Origin of the sequence: Pectobacterium sp. HCp5_1, assembly GCF_032905925.1 — a bacterium.
GTDB lineage: Bacteria > Pseudomonadota > Gammaproteobacteria > Enterobacterales > Enterobacteriaceae > Pectobacterium > Pectobacterium brasiliense_A.
Genome location: NZ_JAUMIO010000003.1, coordinates 22,642 through 46,531, shown reverse-complemented (window position 1 = coordinate 46,531; position 23,890 = coordinate 22,642). Strand labels below are relative to the sequence as shown.

General features: G+C 51.9%; 21 protein-coding genes. 9 read left to right on the top strand and 12 right to left on the bottom strand.

What is annotated here, in order from left to right:
- Positions 1-210 precede the first annotated feature (210 nt).
- Entirely contained in the window at positions 211-1,119 is a 909-nt protein-coding gene (locus Q3A88_RS03065) for a LysR family transcriptional regulator (RefSeq protein ID WP_039461761.1), read from the bottom strand.
- A gap of 136 nt (positions 1,120-1,255) precedes the next feature.
- On the opposite strand from Q3A88_RS03065, the gene Q3A88_RS03060 reads away from it, so the two are divergent.
- On the top strand, positions 1,256-2,257 hold the full coding sequence (locus Q3A88_RS03060; RefSeq protein ID WP_317177392.1) for a zinc-binding alcohol dehydrogenase family protein: 1,002 nt from the start codon (positions 1,256-1,258) through the stop codon (positions 2,255-2,257).
- A 53-nt stretch (positions 2,258-2,310) separates the two neighbouring features.
- Here the strand turns inward: Q3A88_RS03060 and serA are convergent, their stop codons facing one another.
- Both serA and rpiA read right to left on the bottom strand, forming a co-directional pair.
- The gene (serA, locus tag Q3A88_RS03055) at positions 2,311-3,543 is read right to left on the bottom strand and encodes a phosphoglycerate dehydrogenase (RefSeq protein ID WP_317177391.1); all 1,233 of its coding nucleotides are present in this window, start codon (positions 3,541-3,543) and stop codon (positions 2,311-2,313) included.
- Positions 3,544-3,837: 294 nt separating this feature from the next.
- Complete coding sequence (rpiA, locus tag Q3A88_RS03050) at positions 3,838-4,497, bottom strand: ribose-5-phosphate isomerase RpiA (RefSeq protein WP_010681795.1); 660 nt, start codon at positions 4,495-4,497, stop codon at positions 3,838-3,840.
- A 240-nt stretch (positions 4,498-4,737) separates the two neighbouring features.
- Between rpiA and Q3A88_RS03045 the strand changes: the two genes are divergently transcribed.
- Positions 4,738-5,631 (top strand): LysR family transcriptional regulator ArgP, encoded by an 894-nt coding sequence (locus Q3A88_RS03045; protein WP_010300546.1) that lies wholly within the window; start codon positions 4,738-4,740, stop codon positions 5,629-5,631.
- A 104-nt stretch (positions 5,632-5,735) separates the two neighbouring features.
- Here the strand turns inward: Q3A88_RS03045 and Q3A88_RS03040 are convergent, their stop codons facing one another.
- The 7 genes from Q3A88_RS03040 to tkt all read right to left on the bottom strand — a co-directional run bounded on the left by Q3A88_RS03040 (position 5,736) and on the right by tkt (position 14,304).
- On the bottom strand, positions 5,736-6,461 hold the full coding sequence (locus tag Q3A88_RS03040) for an oxidative stress defense protein (protein ID WP_039285344.1): 726 nt from the start codon (positions 6,459-6,461) through the stop codon (positions 5,736-5,738).
- A 252-nt stretch (positions 6,462-6,713) separates the two neighbouring features.
- Positions 6,714-7,328 carry an arginine exporter ArgO gene (gene argO / locus Q3A88_RS03035; RefSeq protein WP_014916729.1) on the bottom strand — a complete coding sequence of 205 codons (615 nt, stop codon included), beginning with the start codon at positions 7,326-7,328 and terminating at the stop codon, positions 6,714-6,716.
- Between the two features lie 204 nt (positions 7,329-7,532).
- Positions 7,533-8,393: a small-conductance mechanosensitive channel MscS gene (gene mscS / locus Q3A88_RS03030; RefSeq protein ID WP_039549871.1), complete on the bottom strand. Its 861-nt coding sequence runs from the start codon at positions 8,391-8,393 to the stop codon at positions 7,533-7,535.
- Between the two features lie 135 nt (positions 8,394-8,528).
- Positions 8,529-9,605: a class II fructose-bisphosphate aldolase gene (gene fbaA / locus Q3A88_RS03025; protein WP_010300561.1), complete on the bottom strand. Its 1,077-nt coding sequence runs from the start codon at positions 9,603-9,605 to the stop codon at positions 8,529-8,531.
- A 137-nt stretch (positions 9,606-9,742) separates the two neighbouring features.
- Positions 9,743-10,906, bottom strand: coding sequence for a phosphoglycerate kinase (pgk, locus tag Q3A88_RS03020; protein ID WP_039317118.1), 1,164 nt, complete (start codon positions 10,904-10,906; stop codon positions 9,743-9,745).
- Between the two features lie 72 nt (positions 10,907-10,978).
- Positions 10,979-11,995 (bottom strand): erythrose-4-phosphate dehydrogenase, encoded by a 1,017-nt coding sequence (epd, locus tag Q3A88_RS03015; protein ID WP_317177451.1) that lies wholly within the window; start codon positions 11,993-11,995, stop codon positions 10,979-10,981.
- A 314-nt stretch (positions 11,996-12,309) separates the two neighbouring features.
- Positions 12,310-14,304: a transketolase gene (gene tkt / locus Q3A88_RS03010; protein WP_110162363.1), complete on the bottom strand. Its 1,995-nt coding sequence runs from the start codon at positions 14,302-14,304 to the stop codon at positions 12,310-12,312.
- 411 nt (positions 14,305-14,715) lie between these two features.
- Here tkt and Q3A88_RS03005 point away from each other — a divergent pair, with 411 nt between their 5' ends.
- Both Q3A88_RS03005 and Q3A88_RS03000 read left to right on the top strand, forming a co-directional pair.
- Positions 14,716-15,468, top strand: a complete 753-nt coding sequence (locus tag Q3A88_RS03005) for a M48 family metallopeptidase (protein ID WP_010295420.1) — start codon at positions 14,716-14,718, stop codon at positions 15,466-15,468.
- 676 nt (positions 15,469-16,144) lie between these two features.
- Positions 16,145-16,690 carry a helix-turn-helix transcriptional regulator gene (locus Q3A88_RS03000; protein WP_039278104.1) on the top strand — a complete coding sequence of 182 codons (546 nt, stop codon included), beginning with the start codon at positions 16,145-16,147 and terminating at the stop codon, positions 16,688-16,690.
- 58 nt (positions 16,691-16,748) lie between these two features.
- Here Q3A88_RS03000 and speA read toward each other — a convergent pair whose 3' ends face one another.
- Both speA and Q3A88_RS02990 read right to left on the bottom strand, forming a co-directional pair.
- Complete coding sequence (gene speA, locus Q3A88_RS02995; protein ID WP_010285791.1) at positions 16,749-18,731, bottom strand: biosynthetic arginine decarboxylase; 1,983 nt, start codon at positions 18,729-18,731, stop codon at positions 16,749-16,751.
- Positions 18,724-18,882, bottom strand: coding sequence for a hypothetical protein (locus Q3A88_RS02990; RefSeq protein ID WP_005973095.1), 159 nt, complete (start codon positions 18,880-18,882; stop codon positions 18,724-18,726). The genes speA and Q3A88_RS02990 overlap by 8 nt, the downstream gene beginning before the upstream one ends.
- Positions 18,883-19,440: 558 nt before the next feature.
- Between Q3A88_RS02990 and metK the strand changes: the two genes are divergently transcribed.
- From metK to gshB, 5 genes are all read left to right on the top strand, one after another.
- On the top strand, positions 19,441-20,592 hold the full coding sequence (gene metK / locus Q3A88_RS02985) for a methionine adenosyltransferase (protein ID WP_010285793.1): 1,152 nt from the start codon (positions 19,441-19,443) through the stop codon (positions 20,590-20,592).
- 122 nt (positions 20,593-20,714) lie between these two features.
- Positions 20,715-21,227, top strand: coding sequence for a SprT family zinc-dependent metalloprotease (locus Q3A88_RS02980; RefSeq protein ID WP_039285348.1), 513 nt, complete (start codon positions 20,715-20,717; stop codon positions 21,225-21,227).
- Between the two features lie 96 nt (positions 21,228-21,323).
- Complete coding sequence (gene endA, locus Q3A88_RS02975) at positions 21,324-22,022, top strand: deoxyribonuclease I (protein ID WP_317177390.1); 699 nt, start codon at positions 21,324-21,326, stop codon at positions 22,020-22,022.
- 117 nt (positions 22,023-22,139) lie between these two features.
- Complete coding sequence (gene rsmE / locus Q3A88_RS02970) at positions 22,140-22,874, top strand: 16S rRNA (uracil(1498)-N(3))-methyltransferase (RefSeq protein ID WP_039285352.1); 735 nt, start codon at positions 22,140-22,142, stop codon at positions 22,872-22,874.
- Between the two features lie 11 nt (positions 22,875-22,885).
- Positions 22,886-23,845 (top strand): glutathione synthase, encoded by a 960-nt coding sequence (gene gshB / locus Q3A88_RS02965; protein ID WP_110162361.1) that lies wholly within the window; start codon positions 22,886-22,888, stop codon positions 23,843-23,845.
- Positions 23,846-23,890: the final 45 nt, after the last annotated feature.

Here is a 23,890-nt window from a genome sequence, read left to right as displayed (position 1 = left end):
GCCATTGCTGGTGCGGCAGAGCCCAGATATCACTGTGACAATAATGTCACGCAGGACAAACCTTTCATAAGAAAGTCAAAAGGAACCACGATTGTTATCGGCATTTTCAGTCTAAAACGTACCTAAAATAAGTTGATGGAAATCACGTTTCAATAAAAATTAAAAAATATCCGTAAAAATGAAACAAAAATATTATAGGTACGACAATCCCTACTGCTTTTTCAAAAACGTTGAGTAATCATCCAACGCGCGATGCTGTAAAACAAAGTCGATAAAACACGCCAATGCGGGCGAATTCAGCTTGCGGCTGGGGTACACCAGATAAAGCTCGTTGGCTTCCACCTGCCAATCCGGCAAGACCCTGACCAGTTTTCCAGATACCGCTTCATCCAGACAGAGAAAATCCGGCAATAGCGTAATCCCCGCTCCCGCAATCGCGCACTCACGGGCGTAAAGCAGGTTATCCGTAATATGCGAATCGGGGAGTAACCAGCGATAGAGTTCCGAACCGCGATGCAGGAGCCACTCCGTCCAGGCATGATGCGCAATACAGCGGTGTTGCTGGAGCTGTTGTGGATGAAGTAGTGCCGAGTGCCGCGCCAGATAGTCAGGCGATGCCAGCAAGTATCGCGGGGTTTGCCCAAGCGAACGCCCAATCAGTGAAGAGTCATGCGGTTTACCGGTGCGAAAAGCGACATCAAAACCCTCCTGCACCAGATCGATCACATCGTCTGAAATCAGCACATCCAGTGATACCGCCGGAAAGTGCTGCTGAAACTCGGCGGTGAGCCGCGCCAGCAGCGTAGAACCTAATCCTGCCGGGCTGGTGATGCGCAGCCGCCCGCTGGGGTTATCACGCAGGCGCTGTATGGCAAGATCGGCACGCTCGCTGGCTTGCAGCATCTCCTGACAGTGAATCAGGTAGCGCTCACCGGCAAACGTCAGATTGAGCTGGCGTGTGGTTCGGTTCAGCAATCGCAGGCCAATCTGCTGTTCAAGCTGGCTAATGCGCAGGCTCAGGCTGGATTTTGCCAGCCCCGCTTTTCGCGCCGCCTGTGTAAAACTGCCACACTCGGCCACCAGCGCAAACAGCGCCATATCCTGCAATTGCTTAAACATAATTGTTCACTCCAGACGAACACTGCATTATTTATTGTCCATCTTATCAGCCCTATCTCTGTGTTCTACACTTGGTTTTATTCAAAAACATGTCTTATTCACAAGACCGCATTCTGAAAATAATGAGGAACAGACCATGACCGCTCATGCGATAGCCGTTGATCCACAACAGCCAGAAAATTTCATTGCCATCACGCAGGATATTCCCGAGCCCGGTGAATACGATCTGTTGGTCGGTGTAAAAGCCATTTCCGTCAATCCGGTGGATACCAAAGTTCATGCTGGGTTACGTCAGAATGGATTACAGCAGCCACGAATTCTCGGCTGGGATGCCAGCGGCGTCGTGCTGAAAATCGGCAGCGCGGTTAACAACATTCAGGTCGGCGATGAAGTCTGGTACGCCGGCGATATCACCCGCCCCGGCAGCAACACCACCCATCAGTTAATTGATTCACGTATCGTGGCACATAAGCCGGTGTCGCTAGACTGGGCAGCGGCGGCCGCACTGCCGCTCACGGCGCTAACCGCCTGGGAAGGCTTATTCGAGCATTTGAAAATACAGCAGGCCGACAGCAACAAAACGCTGCTGATTATCGGCGGTGCAGGCGGCGTAGGGTCCCTCGCGATTTCTCTGGCGGCATTGCGCAGTTCGGTAAATATCATCGCCACAGCGTCACAGCCTGACTCGGCAGAGTGGTGCCGCCAGCGCGGTGCCCATAAGGTCGTGGATTACCGTAATCTGGTCGAGTCTCTGGAAAAAGAAGGGATCAAACAGGTCGATTACATTTTCTGCCTGAACGACACGGACGGCCATTGGGATGCCATCAGCAAACTGATCGCGCCGATGGGACACATCTGCACCATCGTGGAAAACAAAAATCCGCTCGACCAAACGGCGCTGAAACTCAAAAGCGCAGCGCTGCACTGGGAATTAATGTTTACCCGCAGCATGTTCACCACGCCGGATATCGCGGAACAGGGGAATATTTTACACGAAGTCGCACAGCTGGTTGATGCAGGAAAACTTCAGGGAACCGCCAGCGAAACGCTGCAAGGGCTAACGGTAGATACGCTGAAGCAGGCTCACGGCAAAGTGCTGGAAGGGCATATGCGCGGCAAGATCGTTATCGCGCTTTAAAAACGCAACCAGCCCCAAAAGGGGCTGGCTGTTTATTCACTGATTAAAACGAATCAGAACAGCAGACGGGCACGAATGGTGCCTGGAATGGCCTTCATCAGTTGCAGTGCCGTTTGCGCACCGTCAGTTTCGACGTCAATGACCACGTAACCAATTTCAGGTGTCGTTTGCAGATACTGCGCGGCGATGTTAATGCCCTGCTCAGCAAAGATCTGGTTAATTTTGGTAATCATGCCAGGACGGTTTTCATGGATGTGCAGCAGACGGCTGGCACGAACGCCATGAACAGGCAGCGACACTTCCGGGAAATTCACCGCAGACAGCGTAGAACCGTTGTCTGAATATTTCGCCAGTTTTCCAGCGACTTCATCACCGATATTTTCCTGCGCTTCCTGCGTGGAACCACCGATGTGCGGCGTCAGCAGAACGTTGTCAAACTCGCACAGCGGCGACAGGAACGGATCGCTGTTGGTTGCTGGTTCCTGTGGGAATACGTCAATCGCCGCGCCGGACAAATGCTTGCTGCTCAACACGTCGCACAACGCTGGAATATCAACTACGGTACCACGAGCGGCGTTAATCAGGATTGAGCCCGGCTTCATCAGCGCCAGCTCTTCCGCACCCATCATGTTATACGTGCTTTCATTTTCCGGCACGTGCAGGCTCACCACGTCGCTCATATTCAGCAAATCAGACAGGTGACGCACCTGCTGAGCATTGCCCAGCGGCAATTTACTTTCGATATCATAGAAGTAAACGTGCATACCGAGGCTTTCAGCCAAAATACCCAACTGCATACCGATATGGCCGTAGCCGATGATCCCCAGCTTTTTACCGCGCGCTTCAAACGAGCCCACAGCCAGCTTGTGCCAGATACCACGGTGCGCTTTCGCGTTGGCCGCCGGGATACCACGCAGCATCAGCAGCATTTCGCCGATCACCATTTCTGCCACGGATCGGGTATTGGAAAAAGGTGCGTTAAATACCGGGATACCACGCTTGGTCGCGGCCGACAGCTCAACCTGATTAGTCCCGATACAGAAACACCCTACCGCGATCAGTTTTTCCGCAGCAGCAAAAATCTCTTCTGTCAGATGGGTACGCGAGCGGATACCCACAAAATGCGCATCGCGGATGGAGGCTTTCAACGCCTCAGGCTCCAGCGCACCTTTATGGAACTCGATGTTGGTGTAACCCGCTGCACGCAGGTTATCCAGCGCGCTCTGATGCACGCCTTCCACTAACAGAAACTTAATCTTGTCTTTTTCCAATGATACCTTTGCCATTTCCCGACCTTATTTTCAGACTTCAAATGTGACAGAGTGCTCAATAGCTTCTGCCAACATAACAAAAATTACGCAGTCAGCAATACAAACGATTGCTTCGCCCAAATCGCGCCACAGAGGAGCGCGCCTGATTTATGGCAAAAAATATTGCCAAAGATGTGCATCGCCATATCGACGATAAATAAAATAAGAAAATGTGATATTAAGTACCAAAAATGAGCCGTTAACTAAATGGATTTTTTTAGCTAAAAAATTTCTGACGTGGGGGTTCACCACGCCAGAACGATCGCGCACTCATTTAACGACGGTTTTTACACCCTCAGCCGTACCGACTAACGCAACATCCGCACCGCGGTTGGCGAACAGCCCAACGGTTACGACGCCAGGGATACCATTAATGTGGTTTTCTACCGCGACCGCATCCATGATATTCAGGTTGTGTACATCAAGAATGACGTTGCCGTTATCCGTCAGCACGCCCTGACGATAGACTGGCTGCCCGCCCAACTTCGCCAGTTCACGCGCCACGTAAGACCGCGCCATCGGGATAACTTCAACCGGCAGCGGGAATTTACCCAGCACATCAACCTGTTTAGATGCATCGACAATGCAAATGAACTGACGCGACATTGCCGAAATAATTTTCTCGCGGGTCAGCGCTGCACCACCGCCTTTGATCATCTGCATGTGGCCGTTGATCTCATCCGCGCCATCCACGTAGACATCCAGCGAATCCACATCATTCGCGTCAAAAACCGGGATACCCAGACTTTTCAACTTTTCCGTTGAGGCATCCGAGCTGGAAACCGCGCCCTTGATTTGATGTTTTATCGAACCCAGCGCATCAATAAAGTGTGCTGCCGTCGATCCGGTTCCTACTCCCACAATGGTGTCGGGACGGACGTAGTCGAGCGCTGCCCATCCCACTGCTTTTTTCAGTTCATCTTGCGTCATAATCTGCTTCTGGCCTGTAGAATCGATATACGAAAACGTGTGCGTATTATAGAACATGCACGTTGGGGAAAGCGTGCAAATTCACTTCATCGCCGATGCATTATTTCATGCGTACCATTTCACACATACCGTGCTGAATCGTGATTGCGCACAACAGCCAAAATAAGATTTCTGCATGGCAAATCTGCAAAATGTGGCATAGTGAAAAAAAACAGACTCATTCAGAGGATTTTGACTTTCATGAAACGCCCGGACTATCGAACGCTTCAGGCTCTGGATGCCGTCATCCGCGAGCGTGGTTTTGAACGCGCGGCCCAAAAACTGTGTATTACCCAATCTGCCGTTTCACAGCGTATTAAACAATTGGAAAACCTGTTCGGCCAGCCGCTATTAGTCAGAACCATCCCGCCTCGCCCAACGGAACAAGGGCAGAAACTGCTGGCTCTGCTTCATCAGGTCGAGCTGCTGGAAGAAGAGTGGCTGGGCAATGAAACCAACAGCGATATCCCGCTACTGCTGTCGCTGGCGGTGAACGCCGACAGTCTGGCAACCTGGCTGCTACCTGCGTTACAGCCGGTGCTGGTCGATTCACCGATTCGTCTTAATTTGCAGGTAGAAGATGAAACGCGCACGCAGGAAAGGCTGCGTCGGGGTGAAGTGGTCGGTGCGGTGAGTATTCAGTCTCAGCCGCTGCCAAGCTGTCTGGTAGATAAACTGGGTGCGCTGGACTATCTGTTTGTCGCATCGCCGACCTTTGCCGCCCGCTATTTCCCGAATGGCGTGACGCGCTCGGCGCTGCTGCGTGCACCGGCGGTCGCCTTCGACCATCTGGATGATATGCATCAGGCCTTTTTACAGCAGAATTTTGATTTGTCACCTGGCAGCGTTCCCTGCCATATCGTGAATTCGTCGGAAGCGTTTGTACAGCTAGCGCGTCAAGGCACGACCTGCTGCATGATCCCGCATCTGCAAATCGAAAGAGAGCTTGCCAATAACGAGTTAATCGACCTGACGCCAGGACTGTTTCAGCGCCGGATGCTCTACTGGCACCGCTTCGCGCCGGAAAGCCGGATGATGAGGAAAGTGACGGACGCCCTGCTCTCGCACGGTCATCAGGTACTGCGGCAGTCATAACGTACTGAGATAGTAAAAAATAGAGAGTAAAAAAATAACAGGCCTGTCTGAGCAGGCCTGTTGGTATCATCAATGGTTTACGCAGCCCTATTTCCGCATGAGCGTTACTGCGTACGCTGTAGCTCAAACACCACATCCACCTGATCGTCAAAGTGAATGGTTTGCTGTTCATAGGTTTGTGCTGCTTCGCTTTGCACCGCGGCATCTGCCGTTTTAAACATCCGTGCCATTGGCATCGGCTGATAGTTAGCAACGTGATAGCGAACGCTGTAGATCGGCCCCAGCTTGGCGTTGAAGCCCTGCGCCAGCGCTTCCGCCTGACTCGTCGCCTGCTCGATGGCTTTCTTACGCGCTTCATCACGATAGGTTTCTGGATTAGCAACGCCTAATTCTACCGTGCGAATCTCATTCAGCCCCGATTTCAGCGCCCCATCCAGCAACTCGTTCAGTTTGTCTAACTGGCGCAGCGTGACTTCCACCTGACGCACCGCACGATAGCCTTTCAGCACCGAACCACCTGTTTTCAGATAGTCATATTCTGGCTGCGTACGTAAATTGGCGGCATTAATATCTTTTTTCTCAATGCCATTTTTACCCAGAAAATCAAAATATTGTGCAACGCGGGCATCGACCTGCTTTTTCGCTTCCGCCGCATCCTTCGATGACACGCTCACTTCAATCGCCAGACGCGCGATATCCGGTGTCGCATCTACGCTGGATGTCCCTGACGTCACGATATGCGGGCCATCCGGCAATTCCGCAGCCTGCGCGGCTATCGACACACCGCCCAGTCCTATCGCAGCGGCCAACGCCAGTGCATTGAGCTTCATCATACCTCGCTTCACACTCTCTCCTTACTTATGTTTCGTCACGCATGCTGCTCGCAGACTACCTGTATCAATAGATCGTCTGTATCAATAGATTGTCCGTATCAATAGATTGTCTGTGCCAACACGGTATCTTCCAGAATGAAAGAGACAAGACGGATTGCTTTACCGACCAACATAACGCATTACCAACTCCACACAATATAGGTGAATTTCTGAAACACAGCGTAAGGTGAGGTTATTTATTTCCAACCATCATTGCCAACCGTGACGCGCCAGCTGCAAAGCAATGCCCCACATCACTACACCGACAAAAAAGTTGATGACCCGCTGTACCCGCGGCGTATTCAGCCAAGGTGCCAGCCAGGAGGCCAATAGTGCCAGCGCAAAGAACCAGGTGAAGGAAGCCGTCATCGTCCCTAGCGCAAACCAGCTGCGGGCATCGTCCGCAAACTGGCTACCCAGACTCCCTAGCACCACAAAGGTATCCAGATAGACATGCGGATTAAGCCAGGTCACCGCCAGCATGGTAGCAATAATGCGCCAGCGGCTTTGTTTCATCACTTCGGCGCTGGCGAGGGCAATATTCTTGCTGAAGGCCGTTTTCATCGCTCCCCAGCCAAACCAGAGCAGAAACGCTACACCGCCCCAGGTCACCGCCCCCAACAGCAGTGAAGACTGGCTAAGCAACGCGCTACCGCCAAAAATGCCGGCAGCAATCAGCACCATATCGCTCAAGGCACATAACAGCGCCACCATCAGGTGATACTGCCGGCGAATTCCCTGATTCATCACAAACGCATTCTGTGGCCCCAGAGGCAGAATCATCGCCGCCCCCAACAGAACGCCCTGTAAATACACCGCCCACATACTTCTCTCCTGCATCATTTGTTGTTATCGCGGGGGAGTGTATGGAAGCCGATAAGATAAGTGAAATTGAATATTCTAACGCTACATTAGCTAAGCTAATGTGCTGAAGGCAGAGGAAGTCCCTGTCGGACGAGAAGATAATTTCTGACGATGCACCACGCCGATAAGGACATGGTGCATACCTGAAGGCTTATGTCAGAGAGGTTATTCTGGCTGTTTCGCTGCGGATGATAAGTTATGCAGGTGTACATCCATCTGCGGATAAGGGATACCAATACGGTGCTCATCCAGCACGCGTTTAAAGCTTTCCAGCAGATCCCAATACACCGCCTGCGCGTTGCCGTTGGTTGTCCACACCCACACCACAAAATTCAGCGATGACGCCGCCATTTCATTCAGACGGATCGTGACACCTTTGTCGTGCTGGATGCGTTCATCCGCCGCGACAATATCGCCCAGCAGCTTTTTCACCACGTCGATATCGGCATCATAGGCTACGCCGACAATAATTTCGGTACGGCGATCCGGTTCACGCGAACTGTTGATGATGTTGCCAGCAATGATTTTGCCATTCGGCACCACGATGATTTTGCCGTCAGACGTGCGCAGCGTCGTCGAGAAAATCTGTACCTGCGTGACCGAGCCGGACACACCGCCCAAATCCACCCATTCGCCGGTACGGAAAGGCCGGAAAATCACCAGCAAGACGCCTGCTGCAAAGTTGGCTAACGACCCCTGTAATGCCAGACCGACAGCCAAGCCCGCGGCCCCCAACACAGCAATCACCGATGCCGTCTGTACGCCAACCCGACTCAATACCGCAATCAGCGTGAACGCGATAATGCCATAGCGCACCAGCGCAGACAGGAAATCTGCCACGGTTGAATCGATAGAACGGTTAATCATCAGCTTATTGATGGTGCCGGAAACGATCCGAGCAATCACCAGACCAACGATGAGGATCACTAATGCTGCGACGATATTCACGGCATACTGCAAAAACAGGCTCTGGTGTGTCACCAACCAGTCCCCTGCCTGATCCAACCCCGTATTAAGTTCTTCCATTTCAAAGCTCCTGTTTTTTAATCACTGGGAAAGCATAACTCCCCTAACTGAAACCGCAACATTGAGTCCCAAAAGCCCCAAAAATTAAGGCTCCCGTAGGAGCCTTAGCATCAAATCATGTTTACGTCGTCTGACTTACAGCACATCAACGGCATTAAGCTCTTTGAAAGCTTGTTCCAAACGAGTCACCATGCTCGCCTGCGAGGCACGCAGCCACACACGCGGGTCATAGTATTTCTTGTTCGGCTGATCTTCGCCTTTCGGGTTGCCCAATTGGCCTTGCAGATACGCTTCGTTTTCTTTGTAGTATTTCAGGATACCTTCCCACGTTGCCCACTGGGTATCGGTATCGATGTTCATTTTCACTACGCCGTAGCTAACGGAATCTTTGATTTCCTGAGCGCTGGAACCAGAACCACCGTGGAATACGAAGTCCAGGCTGTTGTGCGGCAGGTTATGTTTCTTAGAAACATATTCCTGAGAATCACGCAGGATGGTCGGGGTCAGTTTCACGTTACCTGGCTTGTATACGCCATGCACGTTACCGAAAGAAGCCGCGATAGTGAAACGTGGGCTGATCGCGTTCAGTTTGGTGTACGCGTAGTCAACGTCTTCTGGCTGGGTGTACAGAGCAGAAGCATCCATGTGGCTATTATCCACACCGTCTTCTTCACCACCGGTGCAACCCAGTTCGATTTCCAGGGTCATATCGATTTTAGCCATACGCGCCAAATACTTAGAGCAGATCTCGATGTTCTCTTCCAGAGACTCTTCAGACAGGTCGATCATGTGAGAAGAGAACAGCGGTTTGCCAGTCGCAGCAAAGTGTTTTTCACCCGCGTCCAGCAGGCCATCGATCCACGGCAGCAATTTCTTCGCGCAGTGGTCGGTGTGCAGAATCACCGGCACGCCGTAGTGTTCAGCCATTTGATGCACATGATGAGCGCCAGAAATCGCACCCAAAATTGCCGCCTGCTGACCTTCTGCTTTCAGGCCTTTACCAGCGATGAATGCTGCACCGCCGTTAGAGAACTGAACGATGACCGGCGCACGCACTTTGGCTGCGGCTTCCAGCACAGCATTGATTGAGTCGCTACCGACACAGTTCACTGCTGGCAAGGCGAATTTGTTTTCTTTTGCTACTGCGAAAACTTTCTGAACGTCATCACCAGTGATGACACCGGGTTTTACGAAATCAAAAATTTTAGACATGTTACGTGTCCCGTTTCGTTGGCCGTGGAGGGGTTAGAGAAATCGATGTTAAATCGACAGGTTGTCTCGACACGATATTGCGAACATCACATATCGAGACAACCACAGGAAAGAGGAAAAGCGCCCCTTACCTTAAATTATTGCTTGGCACGTTCTTCCAGCATAACTACTGCTGGCAGTTTTTTCCCTTCGACAAATTCGAGGAATGCGCCGCCACCGGTAGAAATGTAGGAGATTTTATCTGCAATACCAAACAGATCGATCGCAGCCAGCGTATCGCCGCCACCTGCGATAGAGAACGCGTCGCTCTCTGCGATAGCACGGGCGATGGTCTCGGTTCCTTTACGGAAATTCGGGAATTCGAAGACGCCAACCGGGCCATTCCACAGGATGGTCTTGGCATTCTTGAGAATTTCAGCCAGACGCTCAGCGGATACATCACCCAGATCCAGAATCTGCTCTTCGTCTTTGATTGCCGTAACGGACTTCAGCGTTGCCGTTGCAGTTTCAGAGAATTCTGATGCAACACGCACATCGCTCGGTACAGGAATATCACAGGTTTCCAGCAGCTTTTTCGCTTCAGAAATCAGGTCAGCTTCGTACAGGGATTTACCCACGTTGTGGCCTTGTGCAGCAACGAAGGTGTTAGCGATACCGCCACCGACGATCAGTTGATCGGCGATTTTAGACAGGGAATCCAGCACGGTCAGTTTAGTGGAAACTTTAGAACCACCCACGATAGCGACCATCGGACGGGCTGGCTCGCTCAATGCTTTACCCAGCGCTTCCAGCTCACCAGACAGCAGCGGACCTGCACAAGCGATAGTGGCAAATTTACCCACGCCGTGGGTTGAAGCCTGCGCACGGTGTGCCGTACCGAATGCATCCATTACGAACACATCACACAGCGCCGCGTATTTCTTGGACAGGACTTCGTCGTCTTTTTTCTCGCCTTTGTTAAAGCGGACGTTTTCCAGTACAACCAGCTCACCTTCGGCGACATCAACACCGTCCAGGTAATCTTTCGCCAGACGCACAGGAGAAGACAGTTTTTCTTTCAGGTAGTCAACGACAGGCAGCAGAGAAAATTCTTCGTTGTACTCGCCTTCGGTCGGGCGTCCCAGGTGGGAGGTGACCATAACACGAGCACCTTGTTTCAGCGCGATTTCGATGGTCGGCAGAGAGGCACGGATGCGCGCATCAGACGTCACTTTCCCTTCTTTTACCGGTACGTTCAGATCCGCACGAATAAGAACACGTTTACCAGCCAGATCCAGATCGGTCATCTTAATTACAGACATGGTGAATCCTCTTGTTGATTCTCTTTTAAAGTTGCTTGAGCGAGATAGCGACCCCAGATCGCCACCGTCGTACTAGAAACCGCTGGCCGCCATCGCCCGTGTTGTATCCAACATCCGGTTGGCAAAGCCCCATTCGTTATCGCACCAGACCAATGTTTTAATCAGATGCTGACCACTGACCCGTGTCTGCGTGCCGTCGACAATGGCACTGTGCGGATCGTGGTTAAAATCAGCCGACACTAACGGCAATTCAGTGTAATCAACTATACCACGAAACGACTCATGCGCTGATTTTTGCAATAGTGCGTTAATTTCATTCACATTTACGGCTTTCCTGACGCTAACGCTCAGGTCAATTGCCGTGACGTTAATCGTCGGTACCCGCACCGAGATCGCCTCAAAACGATCGACAAACTGCGGAAAAATACGGGTGATCCCCGCCGATAGTTTAGTATCTACCGGAATGATCGACTGGCTGGCGGCGCGTGTACGCCGCAGATCGTGATGATAAGCATCGATCACCGGTTGATCGTTCATCGACGAGTGAATCGTCGTCACCGTCCCATTTTCGATACCAAACGCATCATCAAGCAGTTTGATTACCGGGATAATGCAATTGGTCGTGCAGGACGCATTGGAAACAATGCGGTGCCCGCTTTCCAACTGGTGGTGATTGACGCCAAATACCACCGTCGCATCCAAATCCGTCGTTCCCGGATGAGAAAACAGCACTTTCTTTGCGCCTGCCGCCAGATGGGCTTCTCCATCTTCCCGGCTACCGTAAACGCCACTGCAATCCAGCACGATATCGACACCGAGTTCTCGCCAGGGCAATGGCTGAATCTTTGCCTGATGCAACAGCCGAATACAGTCATCACCGACATAAAGCTGGTCGCACTCCTGACGCACATCCCACGAAAAACGGCCGTGGCTGGAATCATACTTGAGCAAATGCGCCATACCTTCCGCGCTCGCCAGCTCGTTAATAGCCACAACGGTAATCTCGGCTCGGCGGCCTGATTCATACAACGCACGTAAAACACTGCGGCCGATGCGGCCAAAACCGTTTATCGCAATACGGATCGTCATGGCGTTCTTTGTGATTCCTTGTGTCGTGGCAGGGTTACCCAGCCCATAGGATATACCCTTCTTAGACACCAGAGAACCCCTGGAGAAACGCCGTCAGCACAACAACTGAAACGCTTCAGCTAGCATAAACGAATTAACGCATAAAAGAAATATTCTCGTCTGGCACACACAAGAAGAGTGACCTGCGTCATAAAAATGAAAAAACCGCGATCGAGGGGCAGGCAAAGCGCATTGAGAGGTAGGTGAAACTAAAGATGAAAAAAAGCCGCCAGCGCTAGCTGACGGCTTCCCATATCGAGATTAATGCGGCGTGATTACTTCAGCAGCGCCTGCGCTTTTTCAACGACGTTATCGACGGTGAAGCCGAATGCTTCGAACAGCAGCTCAGCCGGAGCCGATTCGCCGAAGCTCGTCATGCCGACAATTGCGCCGTTCAGGCCGACGTACTTGAACCAGTAGTCCGCAATACCCGCTTCAATCGCTACGCGTGCCGATACCGCTTTCGGCAGCACCGCTTCACGATAGGCTGCATCCTGCTTGTCGAACGCATCCGTAGACGGCATGGACACCACGCGCACCTTGCGGCCGGCGGCAGTCAGTTTGTCATACGCGCCGACAGCCAGTTCAACTTCAGAACCGGTGGCAATCAGGATCAGCTCAGGTTGACCCTCGCTGTCTTTCAGCACGTAGCCACCTTTCGCCACGTTCGCCAGCTGCTCAGCGGTACGTGACTGCTGTGCCAGATTCTGACGGGACAGGATCAGCGACGTCGGGCCGTCCTGACGCTCAATGGCGTATTTCCACGCCACCGCCGTTTCCACCTGATCTGCCGGACGCCAGTTGCTCATGTTCGGCGTCACGCGCAGGCTGGCCAGCTGTTCAACCGGCTGGTGGGTCGGGCCGTCTTCGCCCAGACCAATGGAGTCGTGGGTGTAAACGTAGATGCTGCGGATTTTCATCAGCGCGGCCATACGCACGGCATTACGCGCGTATTCCACGAACATCAGGAAGGTCGCGGTGTACGGCACAAAACCACCGTGCAGCGCAATCCCGTTGGCAATCGCCGTCATACCGAATTCGCGCACGCCGTAGTGGATATAGTTACCCGCGTGGTCTTTATCCAGCGAAACAGAGCCAGACCAGATGGTCAGGTTGCTCGGTGCCAGGTCGGCAGAGCCGCCCAGGAATTCCGGCAGCAATTTGCCGTAGGCTTCCAGCGCGTTCTGTGACGCTTTGCGGCTGGCGATTTTCGCCGGATTCGCCTGCAAATCGTCGATAAATTTCTGTGCGTCCGCCTGCCAGTTGGCCGGCAGTTCACCGCCGGTGCGGCGTTTGAACTCGGCAGCCAGTTCCGGATATGCGCTGGCGTAGGCGGCAAACGCCTCATCCCAGGCCGCTTCCTTACGCTGACCGGCCGGTTTCGCATCCCAGGCGGCATAGATATCAGCCGGGATCTCAAACGGCGCATGCGCCCAGCCCAGCTGTTCGCGGGACGCTGCTACTTCTGCATCACCCAGCGGTGCACCGTGGGAGTCGTGCGTACCGGCCTTGTTCGGTGAGCCGAAACCAATCACAGTTTTACACATCAGCAGCGACGGCTTGTCGGTCACCAGCTGGGCTTCACCGATAGCGCGTTTGATAGCGTCCGCATCGTGACCGTCTACGCCGCGCACCACGTGCCAGCCGTAGGCTTCAAAGCGGGCGGCGGTATCGTCGGTAAACCAGCCTTCAACGTGGCCGTCGATGGAGATACCGTTGTCATCATAAAACGCAGTCAGTTTGCCGAGCTTCATGGTTCCAGCAAGAGAGCAGACTTCGTGAGAAATCCCTTCCATCATGCAGCCGTCGCCCAGAAACGCGTAGGTGTGATGGTCGACAATCTCATGACCCGGGCGGTTGAACTGCGCGGCCAGCGTGCGCTCGGCAATCGCCATACCCACTGCGTTGGCAATCCCCTGACCCAGCGGGCCGGTGGTGGTTTCAACGCCGGCGGTGTAGCCGTATTCCGGGTGGCCCGGCGTTTTGGAGTGCAGCTGGCGGAAGTTTTTCAGTTCTTCAATCGGCAGGTCGTAGCCGGAGAGATGCAGCAGGCTGTAAATCAGCATGGATGCATGGCCGTTGGACAGTACGAAGCGGTCACGGTTGGCCCAGTTAGGGTTGGCCGGATTGTGGTTAAGATAGTCGCGCCACAGCACTTCGGCGATATCGGCCATGCCCATCGGTGCGCCCGGGTGACCGGATTTGGCTTTCTGCACCCCATCCATGCTCAGCGCGCGGATAGCATTGGCAAGTTCTTTACGAGAGGACATGCTTGACTCCAGATCGGATTGAACGACTGCCTTTCCTGCATAATCATTAAAAATCAATAAGTTAAGCAAGAATGACAAAATAAATATGATTACAAATGTACATGAAAAGCAGAGGGAATGCACATGGAACCGTGAGCAAAAAACAGGGATTTATCGGCTGACGAATCAATGGCGGTTCTTTTACCAACTAGGCAGTTGATTACAGCGCCATACGCCATGTTTTCCAGTGGGTTTACCTTTATCAACCGCGCCTTTTTGGAACGCACCAAAACAAAAACTCATCGTCGACGAGATATCGAAAGGCATACAAATCAGATTTTCCGCTCTATTTATCAATGTCGTTTTCGGGTACCTTAGAGCCGTTTTTTGGGTATTAAAAAAATAAACATTAATCGTATGGAGATGATTTTTATGGCTATTCGTTCTTCTGTACTGGCGCTGTGTGTAGCAACCTTGCTGACTGGCTGCCAGAACTTAAACACCAATACCTTAATGCAATCTGGCGCACAGGCGTTTCAGGCGGCAACGCTCAGCGACGCTGATGTTAAAGCACTCAGCAATCAGTCCTGTGAGCAAATGGATAAAGAAGCAAAGATTGCCCCTGCCGACAGCAAGTACACACAGCGCCTGAATAAAATTGCAGATGCGCTGGGTCATGACATCAACGGTACACCAGCCAACTATAAGGTTTATCTGACAAAAGATGTTAACGCCTGGGCAATGGCTAACGGTTGCATCCGCGTCTACAGCGGCCTGATGGATATGATGAATGACAACGAAGTGGAAGGCGTTCTCGGCCACGAAATTGGCCACGTTGCACTGGGCCACACGCGTAAAGCCATGCAGGTTGCCTATGCGGCGACGGCTGCACGTACTGCCATTGGCTCTGCAGGTGGCGTAGCGGCATCCCTGTCACAGTCTCAACTCGCCGATCTGGGAGAAAAACTGGTTAATTCCCAATTCTCTCAAACTCAGGAAACGCAGGCAGATGACTATTCCTTCGATCTGCTGAAGAAACGTGGCGTCAAACTGGAAGGTCTGGCAAGTAGCTTTGAAAAACTGGCCAAACTTGATGCCGGTCGTGAGAGCAGCATGTTCGATTCCCATCCTTCATCAGAAGGGCGCGCCAAACACATTCGTGAGCGTATCGCTGCCGAGAAATAATCACACACGCTGATTACTCGCAAAGAACACACACGACGGGCAATTGAAAAAATCTCAATTGCCCGCAAGTCATCCGACCACTATCATCCCCATCATATTCACGGTAAGCTGCTACATAACCGCTATCGCCAATCGCTTCTATCCTCACAATGATAGGATTTAAGAATTAATAGATATAAATAGATAGTTATTTTCAATCGTATTTGCTTTCTGTTCTCTTTTTAAGAAACGAATCTCGGCAGATTTCCAGATGCTGGGAGCCGCAATCCGCGAATGGGCGGCATACGGAAAAACGGGCAATCGCGATTAGCACAGAGACATACGTCGCAATAAACAAGAATGAGGGAGTAACCCCCTGTATTTAAAGATAGAAATAAACCAGTAAATCAAGCATACTATGTTAAACCAATAAAAATTTTTCCAGTTTGATCATATAGTTATATGATAAAACCTGTTGTTGCGTCCGCAGGTTTCTCTAGAGGCTCCACCTTTTAGCGATTTAAAGGCATTTCAGGATCGCGATTTCTTAATAACTGGATAACATCAGCAGCGATTATTGGTTTATGGCCACTTTCAGACAATAAACTCATATGTGTTAAAAATCATGGATGTGAGAATTTTCAGTAAATGCAATTTTACCACGGTAGGATTACGGGAAATCCTATCCAGTATCCCTATGCTCTCGATAAAGCCCGTCAACAGGTTTACGCTGCAGCAAGGAAAGAAGAAATGTATTTTCATCATTGACGGTAGCAGCGAGGGCTTTGAGGAATACTACGAGTCGATAAGAACTCACTTTTATAATATGGCGTCGTCGTTCGTTATCATCAATAATTCCCCCAATCACCCTCCCGTGTGCATTGACGAAAAAACGATTCTTATTTCAAAGTCAGCAGCCATCGATTCTTTTTATAAATTACTCGATTTTGTCCACCTTCACGACCGCCGTTTATTCAGTCCCGTCAGACTGTCAAAATCTGAATATGCCGTATTCCAGCATTGGTGTGCGGGCTACACAGCGGAAGCGATTGCCGATATCATCGGATTAAATAAGAAGTCCGTACTGAACAGCAAATCACGATTACTGAATAAATATGGCGTTCAGGATAAAAACTCTTTACTGCTTATTGCCAAAATTATCTTCAAAGACAGCGTCATTGAAGAATTTGATTCCCTTCCAAAACCAGCAGCCGATATCAATATGAGTCATTCGACTATCTAAGCGATAGCCGAAAAAAAGGGATGCTCACTCGCATCCCTTTTTACTCAGTCAGTCACACTTATTCTTCATCTTCCAAATAAGTATAGCCGTACAGCCCGCTTTCAAACTCTTCCAGGAACTGCGCCTGAAGTTCGGTATCCAGATCGGTTTCTTTCACCTGATCGCGGAAACGGGTCATCAACACTTTGGGGTCAAGCTGAACATATTCCAGCATGTCAGCAACCGTATTCCCTTCGTCAGATTCTTCAATTTCAACGGTGCCATCCTGGAAGACAAACACGTCAACGGTCGACGTATCGCCAAACAAATTATGCATATTCCCCAGGATTTCCTGATAGGCACCGACCATAAAGAAGCCCAGCAGCGGCGGGTTTTCTGGATCGTAAGGCGGCATCGGCATCGTCGTCGCGATCCCGTCACCATCGACATAATGATCGATCGTACCATCGGAATCACAGGTGATGTCGAGCACGACAGCACGACGCTCAGGCGGCTTGTTTAGCCCTTCCAACGGCATTACCGGGAACAGCTGATCGATCCCCCATGCGTCCGGCATGGATTGGAACAGCGAGAAGTTGACATACAGCTTGTCAGCCATCCGCTCCTGTAATTCATCAATGACTGGCCGATGCGCGCGGTTGCTCGGATCCAGCTGTTCCTGAATCATCTGACAGATGCTCAGATAAAGCTGCTCTGCTTTCGCGCGCTGCGTCAGATCCAACATGCCGTGCGTGTATTGGGTATGCACATCGTGCAAATCCATCTGGCTGTCGTGCAGCCATTCACGCAGCGAACGGCGTTTCCCCGGCTGCTTGATTTCTTTCCAGGTTGACCACAGGCTCTCCAGCGCACGCGGAGCGCCTTCTTCCGGCTCAGTCGGGTCACTGAACTCGTTGCGTTCAACACCGATAATATTGGAAACCAACACGGTATGGTGCGCGGTTACCGCACGGCCAGACTCGGTGATGACCGTCGGATGCGGCAACCCATGTTCGTTACAGGCATCACCGATACCCCAAATCACGTTGTTGGCATATTCGTTCAGGCCATAGTTCACTGAACAATCGGACTGCGAGCGCGTGCCTTCATAATCCACGCCCAACCCGCCACCGACGTCGAAGCACTGGATATTTACGCCCAACTTATGCAGTTCGACATAAAAGCGCGCGGATTCACGCACGCCCGTCGCGATATCACGGATATTCGCCAACTGCGATCCCAGATGGAAATGCAGCAGTTGCAGGCTATCCAACTTCCCAGCCTCACGCAGCATCTCAACCAGTTGCAGTACCTGGACCGCCGCCAGACCAAACTTGGATTTTTCACCGCCGCTGGATTGCCACTTGCCCGACCCCTGAGAAGCCAGACGCGCACGGACGCCGAGGCGCGGCACCACATTCAAGCGCTCGGCTTCTTCCAGCACCAGCCGAATTTCGGACATCTTCTCGATGACCAGATAAACCTTGTGGCCCAGCTTTTCGCCGATGAGTGCCAGCCGGATGTATTCACGGTCTTTGTAGCCGTTACACACAATCACCGTGCGGGTCATACCCGCGTGGCCCAGTACCGCCATCAGCTCCGCTTTTGAACCGGCTTCCAGACCCAACGGTTCACCGGAATTAGCCAGTGACTCAATGACGCGACGATGCTGATTAACCTTGATCGGATAAACCAGAAAATACCCGCCTTCATAACCAAACGATTCGCGAGCCTGTTTAAACGCAGCGTTGATAGAACGCAGGCGATGCTGAAGGATTTGCGGAAAGCAGAACAGCGCAGGAAGGCGCTGATGATTATCTTTCTGCATATCTTTGACCAGTCTGGCCAGATCGACGCGAGCTTCTGGTACGTCAGGATCTGGGCACACGCTAATGTGACCGAGCTCATTGACGTCATAGTAATTATTGCCCCACCAGGCAATATTGTAAGTACGAAGCATTTCGCTGGCATTACGGTCATTCATGGCAACCTCCTGCATAGAGCGCAAATTTTCATGTTTACCCGTCGCTGACGAGCCGTGATGAATCATGTCGTCAGACATAACGAACCTCTTCTTTTTCTAGACTGCTGATCACATCAGTACCTGAATAAACAGCCCACATGAGCATACCTGCAACATGCGGCATCGACAGTGAAAAAACCGGCGTAGTGAAGTATGCCGTCACTTTATTACTCTTATTAGTGTAAAACACGTTGTCAGGCTCCGTGTTACGGGTCGATAAAACTCGTTGTGAAAATCACCGGGCGAACGTGACCAGAAAGACGCTAAACGCTTCTGGCAGAAAGAATAACAGGCAGGTTAACCAGCCCTGGAGTCCTGTGTCGAATTTAAAGACAGGCTACGTCGAGAAACGGAAAAGAAGGGTTGAGTCGCGGACGCGGTAGCGTCAAAAGGGACATATTGCGAACGCAATATACTCAGTAAACAACGGATCATTAATCCTACCACCTCCACGTGCGCCGCAGGCTATGCGGTCAGCTATCAATAAAAAATTCAAGATGTCGCGGGTTGTATCACCGCTCGCCGTTTATACCTACATGCTGCTGGAAAAGCAAAATGAAAATTACCGCTAGTCATCTCTTGTAAAAGAAAAAACGGCCGATGATAAAAGGACGATGGCACGCTAATGCGAAAAACTACTGGCACTGAGACCAAAAGGTGGCCTAGAATAGCCATCCAGATGTTAATCCGTCTATACCGATTAACTGATACACTGCTTAACGGCTTTGATTTGAAGGTAAAGAAACTCATGGCTAAACACCTTTTTACGTCCGAGTCAGTCTCTGAAGGACATCCTGATAAAATTGCTGACCAGATTTCTGATGCGGTTCTCGACGCCATTCTGGAGCAAGACCCAAAAGCGCGTGTTGCTTGTGAGACTTATGTAAAGACCGGCATGGTGTTAGTCGGTGGTGAAATTACCACCAGCGCCTGGGTCGACATCGAAGAAATTACCCGTCGTACCGTGCGTGATATCGGTTATGTCAATTCTGAAATGGGCTTTGACGCTAACTCTTGCGCCGTACTGAGCGCGATTGGCAAGCAGTCTCCTGATATCAATCAGGGCGTTGACCGCCGCGATCCGCTGGAACAAGGCGCAGGCGATCAGGGTCTGATGTTCGGTTACGCAACGAACGAAACCGACGTCTTGATGCCCGCCCCCGTGACTTACGCACACCGTCTGGTTCAGCGCCAGTCAGAAGTCCGCAAGAGCGGCTCTCTGCCGTGGCTGCGCCCGGATGCAAAAAGTCAGGTTACGTTCCTGTACGACGATGGCAAGATTGCTGGCATCGATGCCGTGGTGCTGTCTACCCAGCATTCAGAAGACATCAGCCAGAAAGATCTGCATGAAGCGGTGATGGAAGAGATCATCAAACCAGTTCTGCCTGCAGAATGGCTGTCTGCCAACACCAAATATTTCATCAACCCAACCGGACGCTTTGTTATCGGCGGCCCAATGGGTGACTGCGGTTTGACTGGCCGTAAAATCATCGTTGATACCTACGGCGGCGCGGCACGTCACGGCGGCGGTGCGTTCTCCGGTAAGGATCCGTCTAAAGTAGACCGTTCTGCTGCTTACGCTGCTCGTTATGTTGCCAAGAATATCGTCGCGGCTGGCCTGGCCGATCGCTGCGAAATTCAGGTGTCCTACGCTATCGGCGTGGCAGAACCCACGTCCATCATGCTCGAAACCTTCGGCACAGAGAAAGTGTCCACCGAGCAGTTGACGCTGCTGGTGCGTGAATTCTTCGATCTGCGTCCTTACGGCTTAATCCAGATGCTGGATCTGCTGCATCCGATTTATCAGGAAACCGCAGCCTATGGTCACTTTGGCCGCGAACATTTCCCGTGGGAAAAAACAGACAAAGCCGCAGAGCTACGTGAAGCTGCTGGCCTCTAATCTGGCAACGCAATAAACACCAAGCGGCGAATGAAAATTCGCCGTTTTTCATTCCGGCTCCCCCGCATTTCCCTCCGCTTCGCCTATTGCGTCTCCCAGCCACTCAATTTATGCTCACAGCAATGAACACACCCCGAATCCCCATTGCCAGCCATCAGGCTGTAATGCGCTGTCTGCGTGATAAATTGCAGCAGGCTAACCTCACCTTGCAGACGGACTACACCGAGCCAACAGTGAATTACCAGCAACGCGGTTCAACGGCAGGAACGGCCTGGCTGCAACATTGGGAAATTCGGCTGAATCCCGTCTTGTTGCAGGAAAATCAGCAGGCCTTTATCGATGAAGTCGTTCCCCATGAGTTGGCCCATCTGCTGGTTTATGCACGTTTTGGCCGTGTCGCACCGCATGGCAAGGAATGGCGCTGGATGATGGAAAGCGTCCTGCACGTCCCGGCAAAACGTACACATCGGTTTGCGGTGCAATCTGTACAGGGGAAAACCTTCACCTACCTGTGTGATTGCCAACGGCATGAGCTGACGATCCGCCGGCACAATCGGGTGCTGCGCGGCGAAACAGAATATCGCTGCCGTCGTTGCGGGAAAACCTTACGTCATGATGTAAAAAGTTCTATTTAAAAGGGAATTTCCAGTTTTAAAAACTGCTTTTGCATTTGCCTGCCGACGAGACATCCGGTAGTCTGCCAACTTTACAGCCTGTGGATTATTTGGAATATGCTACGCAAAATTCTCGCTATCGCCGCCGTTGGCGCGACGCTGGTTTCGGCCACCGCGCTGGGTCAAAACATCAATAATTTTTCGCAGGCAAAAGCCGCGGCTGTCGACATTAATCGCGATGCGCCGAGTTCGTTCTACTGTGGCTGCAAGATTACGTGGCAGGGCAAGAAAGGCACGCCCGACCTTGAGTCCTGCGGCTATCAGGTGAGGAAAAATGAGCAGCGTGCCAGCCGTATCGAGTGGGAGCACGTTGTACCGGCCTGGCAATTCGGCCACCAGCGCCAGTGCTGGCAGGATGGCGGTAGAAAGAACTGTAACAGCGACCCCGTCTACCGCGAGATGGAAACCGATTTACATAACCTGCAACCTGCTATCGGCGAAGTAAACGGCGATCGCGGCAATGCCATGTATGGGCAATGGAACGGTGGTGCATCCCAATATGGTCAATGCGAGATGAAGGTCGATTTCAAAAATAATCTGGCAGAACCGCCCGCTCGCGCTCGCGGCCAGATCGCGCGTACCTATTTCTATATGCGCGACCGCTATCAGTTACGACTTTCCAGCCAGCAAACCCAGCTGTTCGAAGCCTGGGATAAGCAATACCCGGTCACCCAGTGGGAATGCACCCGCAATCAGCGCATCGCCGCAAAACAGGGAAACCCAAATCCCTACGTTCAACAGGCTTGCCAGCGCTAGTTCGTCTACCTACTATAGCGAATCTGTTTCCAGCAAAACCACCGCCAGATGACGGTGGTTTTGCCTATTTCTGGCGTTTCTGCGCCGCTCTATTTTATTCAAAGGTCTGAATCCAGTATGCGAGTACCACGCATTTTTCATCCCGAAACGCTCCCCCTTAACGGTGGTGAAGTCGAACTGAGTGACGATGCCGCCAATCATGTGGGTCGCGTGTTACGCATGACTACGGGTCAGTCATTGCAGCTGTTTGATGGCAGCAATCATGTCTTTGATGCAGAAATCATCGCGGCTGGCAAAAAGAGTGTGCGCGTTCGCTTCACAGCAGGTAAGTTGGAAGATAAAGAATCGCCCCTACATTTACATCTGGGACAGGTGATGTCGCGCGGCGAGAAGATGGAGTTTACCATTCAGAAATCCATCGAGCTGGGCGTCAATGTGATTACCCCACTGCTTTCTGAACGCTGTGGCGTCAAACTGGATGCCGAGCGTATGGAGAAAAAAATTAGCCAGTGGCAGAAAATTGCGATCGCCGCCTGTGAACAGTCCGGCCGCAACTGTGTGCCGCTGGTGCGGCCAGCGATGACGCTGGAAGCCTGGTGTGCGGAGCAAGACAACGCGTTGAAATTAAATCTGCACCCGCGCGCCACACAAAGCATCAATACGTTACCACTGCCGGTCGCTCGGGTCAGGCTACTGATCGGCCCGGAAGGCGGGCTCACCGCCAGTGAAATTACCATGACCTCAGAACACGGATTCACTGATATCCTGTTGGGGCCACGCGTCTTGCGCACAGAAACCACTGCACTCACCGCCATGACCGCCTTACAGGTACGTTTCGGCGATTTGGGGTAAAGGAGAAAAGAATGATCAAACTCGGTATCGTGATGGATCCAATTGACACCATCAATATCAAGAAAGACACCAGCTTTGCCATGCTGCTTGAAGCACAGCGCCGTGGTTGGGAACTGCATTATATGGAGATGAACGATCTCTATATGCATGCAGGCGTCGCGCGTGCAACAACGCGTCGCCTAAGCGTCCAGTACGATTACGACGGCTGGTACGATTTCTCCGGCGAGCAGGATATTGCGCTGGAAGAGTTGGATGTGGTGCTGATGCGTAAAGATCCGCCGTTCGATACGGAGTTCATCTACGCCACCTATATTCTGGAACGTGCAGAAGAGAAAGGTACGCTGATCGTCAACAAGCCGCAGAGCCTGCGTGATTGCAATGAGAAGCTGTTCACCGCCTGGTTCCCGCATCTGACCCCCGATACGCTCGTTACGCGTCGTGCAGACAAACTGCGTCAGTTCCATGAAAAACACGGCGACGTCATTCTCAAACCGCTCGACGGCATGGGCGGCGCGTCTATTTTCCGTTTGAAGCAGGATGATGCCAACGTTTCGGTCATTATCGAAACACTGACCGAACACGCGACCCGCTACTGCATGGCACAAAACTATCTGCCTGCAATTAAAGACGGCGACAAGCGTGTACTGGTGGTCGATGGCGAACCCGTTCCTTACTGCCTGGCGCGTATCCCGAAAAGCGGTGAGACACGCGGCAATCTGGCAGCCGGTGGGCGCGGCGAAGCACGTCCGCTAACCGAAAGCGACTGGAGAATCGCCCGTGATGTCGCACCAACGTTAAAAGCCAAAGGCCTGATTTTCGTCGGTCTGGACATCATCGGTGACCGCCTGACAGAAATTAACGTCACCAGCCCGACCTGCGTACGTGAAATCGAAGCGGCTTACCCGGATGTTTCCATCACTGGCATGCTGATGGACGCCATTGAAAAGCGTCTGGCTGCACGTACCCGCTAAAACCAGAGACACCTGACACACCACCCGGCCCGCGCAATACGGGCC

Excerpts from the sequence above, each read along its gene's own strand:
- Q3A88_RS03065 (WP_039461761.1), bottom strand. The coding sequence starts at position 1,119 with ATGTTTAAGCAATTGCAGGATATGGCGCTGTTTGCGCTGGTGGCCGAG.
- Q3A88_RS03060 (WP_317177392.1), top strand. The coding sequence starts at position 1,256 with ATGACCGCTCATGCGATAGCCGTTGATCCACAACAGCCAGAAAATTTC.
- serA (WP_317177391.1), bottom strand. The coding sequence starts at position 3,543 with ATGGCAAAGGTATCATTGGAAAAAGACAAGATTAAGTTTCTGTTAGTG.
- rpiA (WP_010681795.1), bottom strand. The coding sequence starts at position 4,497 with ATGACGCAAGATGAACTGAAAAAAGCAGTGGGATGGGCAGCGCTCGAC.
- Q3A88_RS03045 (WP_010300546.1), top strand. The coding sequence starts at position 4,738 with ATGAAACGCCCGGACTATCGAACGCTTCAGGCTCTGGATGCCGTCATC.
- Q3A88_RS03040 (WP_039285344.1), bottom strand. The coding sequence starts at position 6,461 with ATGAAGCTCAATGCACTGGCGTTGGCCGCTGCGATAGGACTGGGCGGT.
- argO (WP_014916729.1), bottom strand. The coding sequence starts at position 7,328 with ATGTGGGCGGTGTATTTACAGGGCGTTCTGTTGGGGGCGGCGATGATT.
- mscS (WP_039549871.1), bottom strand. The coding sequence starts at position 8,393 with ATGGAAGAACTTAATACGGGGTTGGATCAGGCAGGGGACTGGTTGGTG.
- fbaA (WP_010300561.1), bottom strand. The coding sequence starts at position 9,605 with ATGTCTAAAATTTTTGATTTCGTAAAACCCGGTGTCATCACTGGTGAT.
- pgk (WP_039317118.1), bottom strand. The coding sequence starts at position 10,906 with ATGTCTGTAATTAAGATGACCGATCTGGATCTGGCTGGTAAACGTGTT.
- epd (WP_317177451.1), bottom strand. The coding sequence starts at position 11,995 with ATGACGATCCGTATTGCGATAAACGGTTTTGGCCGCATCGGCCGCAGT.
- tkt (WP_110162363.1), bottom strand. The coding sequence starts at position 14,304 with ATGTCCTCTCGTAAAGAACTTGCCAATGCTATCCGCGCGCTGAGCATG.
- Q3A88_RS03005 (WP_010295420.1), top strand. The coding sequence starts at position 14,716 with ATGGCTATTCGTTCTTCTGTACTGGCGCTGTGTGTAGCAACCTTGCTG.
- Q3A88_RS03000 (WP_039278104.1), top strand. The coding sequence starts at position 16,145 with ATGCTCTCGATAAAGCCCGTCAACAGGTTTACGCTGCAGCAAGGAAAG.
- speA (WP_010285791.1), bottom strand. The coding sequence starts at position 18,731 with ATGTCTGACGACATGATTCATCACGGCTCGTCAGCGACGGGTAAACAT.
- metK (WP_010285793.1), top strand. The coding sequence starts at position 19,441 with ATGGCTAAACACCTTTTTACGTCCGAGTCAGTCTCTGAAGGACATCCT.
- Q3A88_RS02980 (WP_039285348.1), top strand. The coding sequence starts at position 20,715 with ATGAACACACCCCGAATCCCCATTGCCAGCCATCAGGCTGTAATGCGC.
- endA (WP_317177390.1), top strand. The coding sequence starts at position 21,324 with ATGCTACGCAAAATTCTCGCTATCGCCGCCGTTGGCGCGACGCTGGTT.
- rsmE (WP_039285352.1), top strand. The coding sequence starts at position 22,140 with ATGCGAGTACCACGCATTTTTCATCCCGAAACGCTCCCCCTTAACGGT.
- gshB (WP_110162361.1), top strand. The coding sequence starts at position 22,886 with ATGATCAAACTCGGTATCGTGATGGATCCAATTGACACCATCAATATC.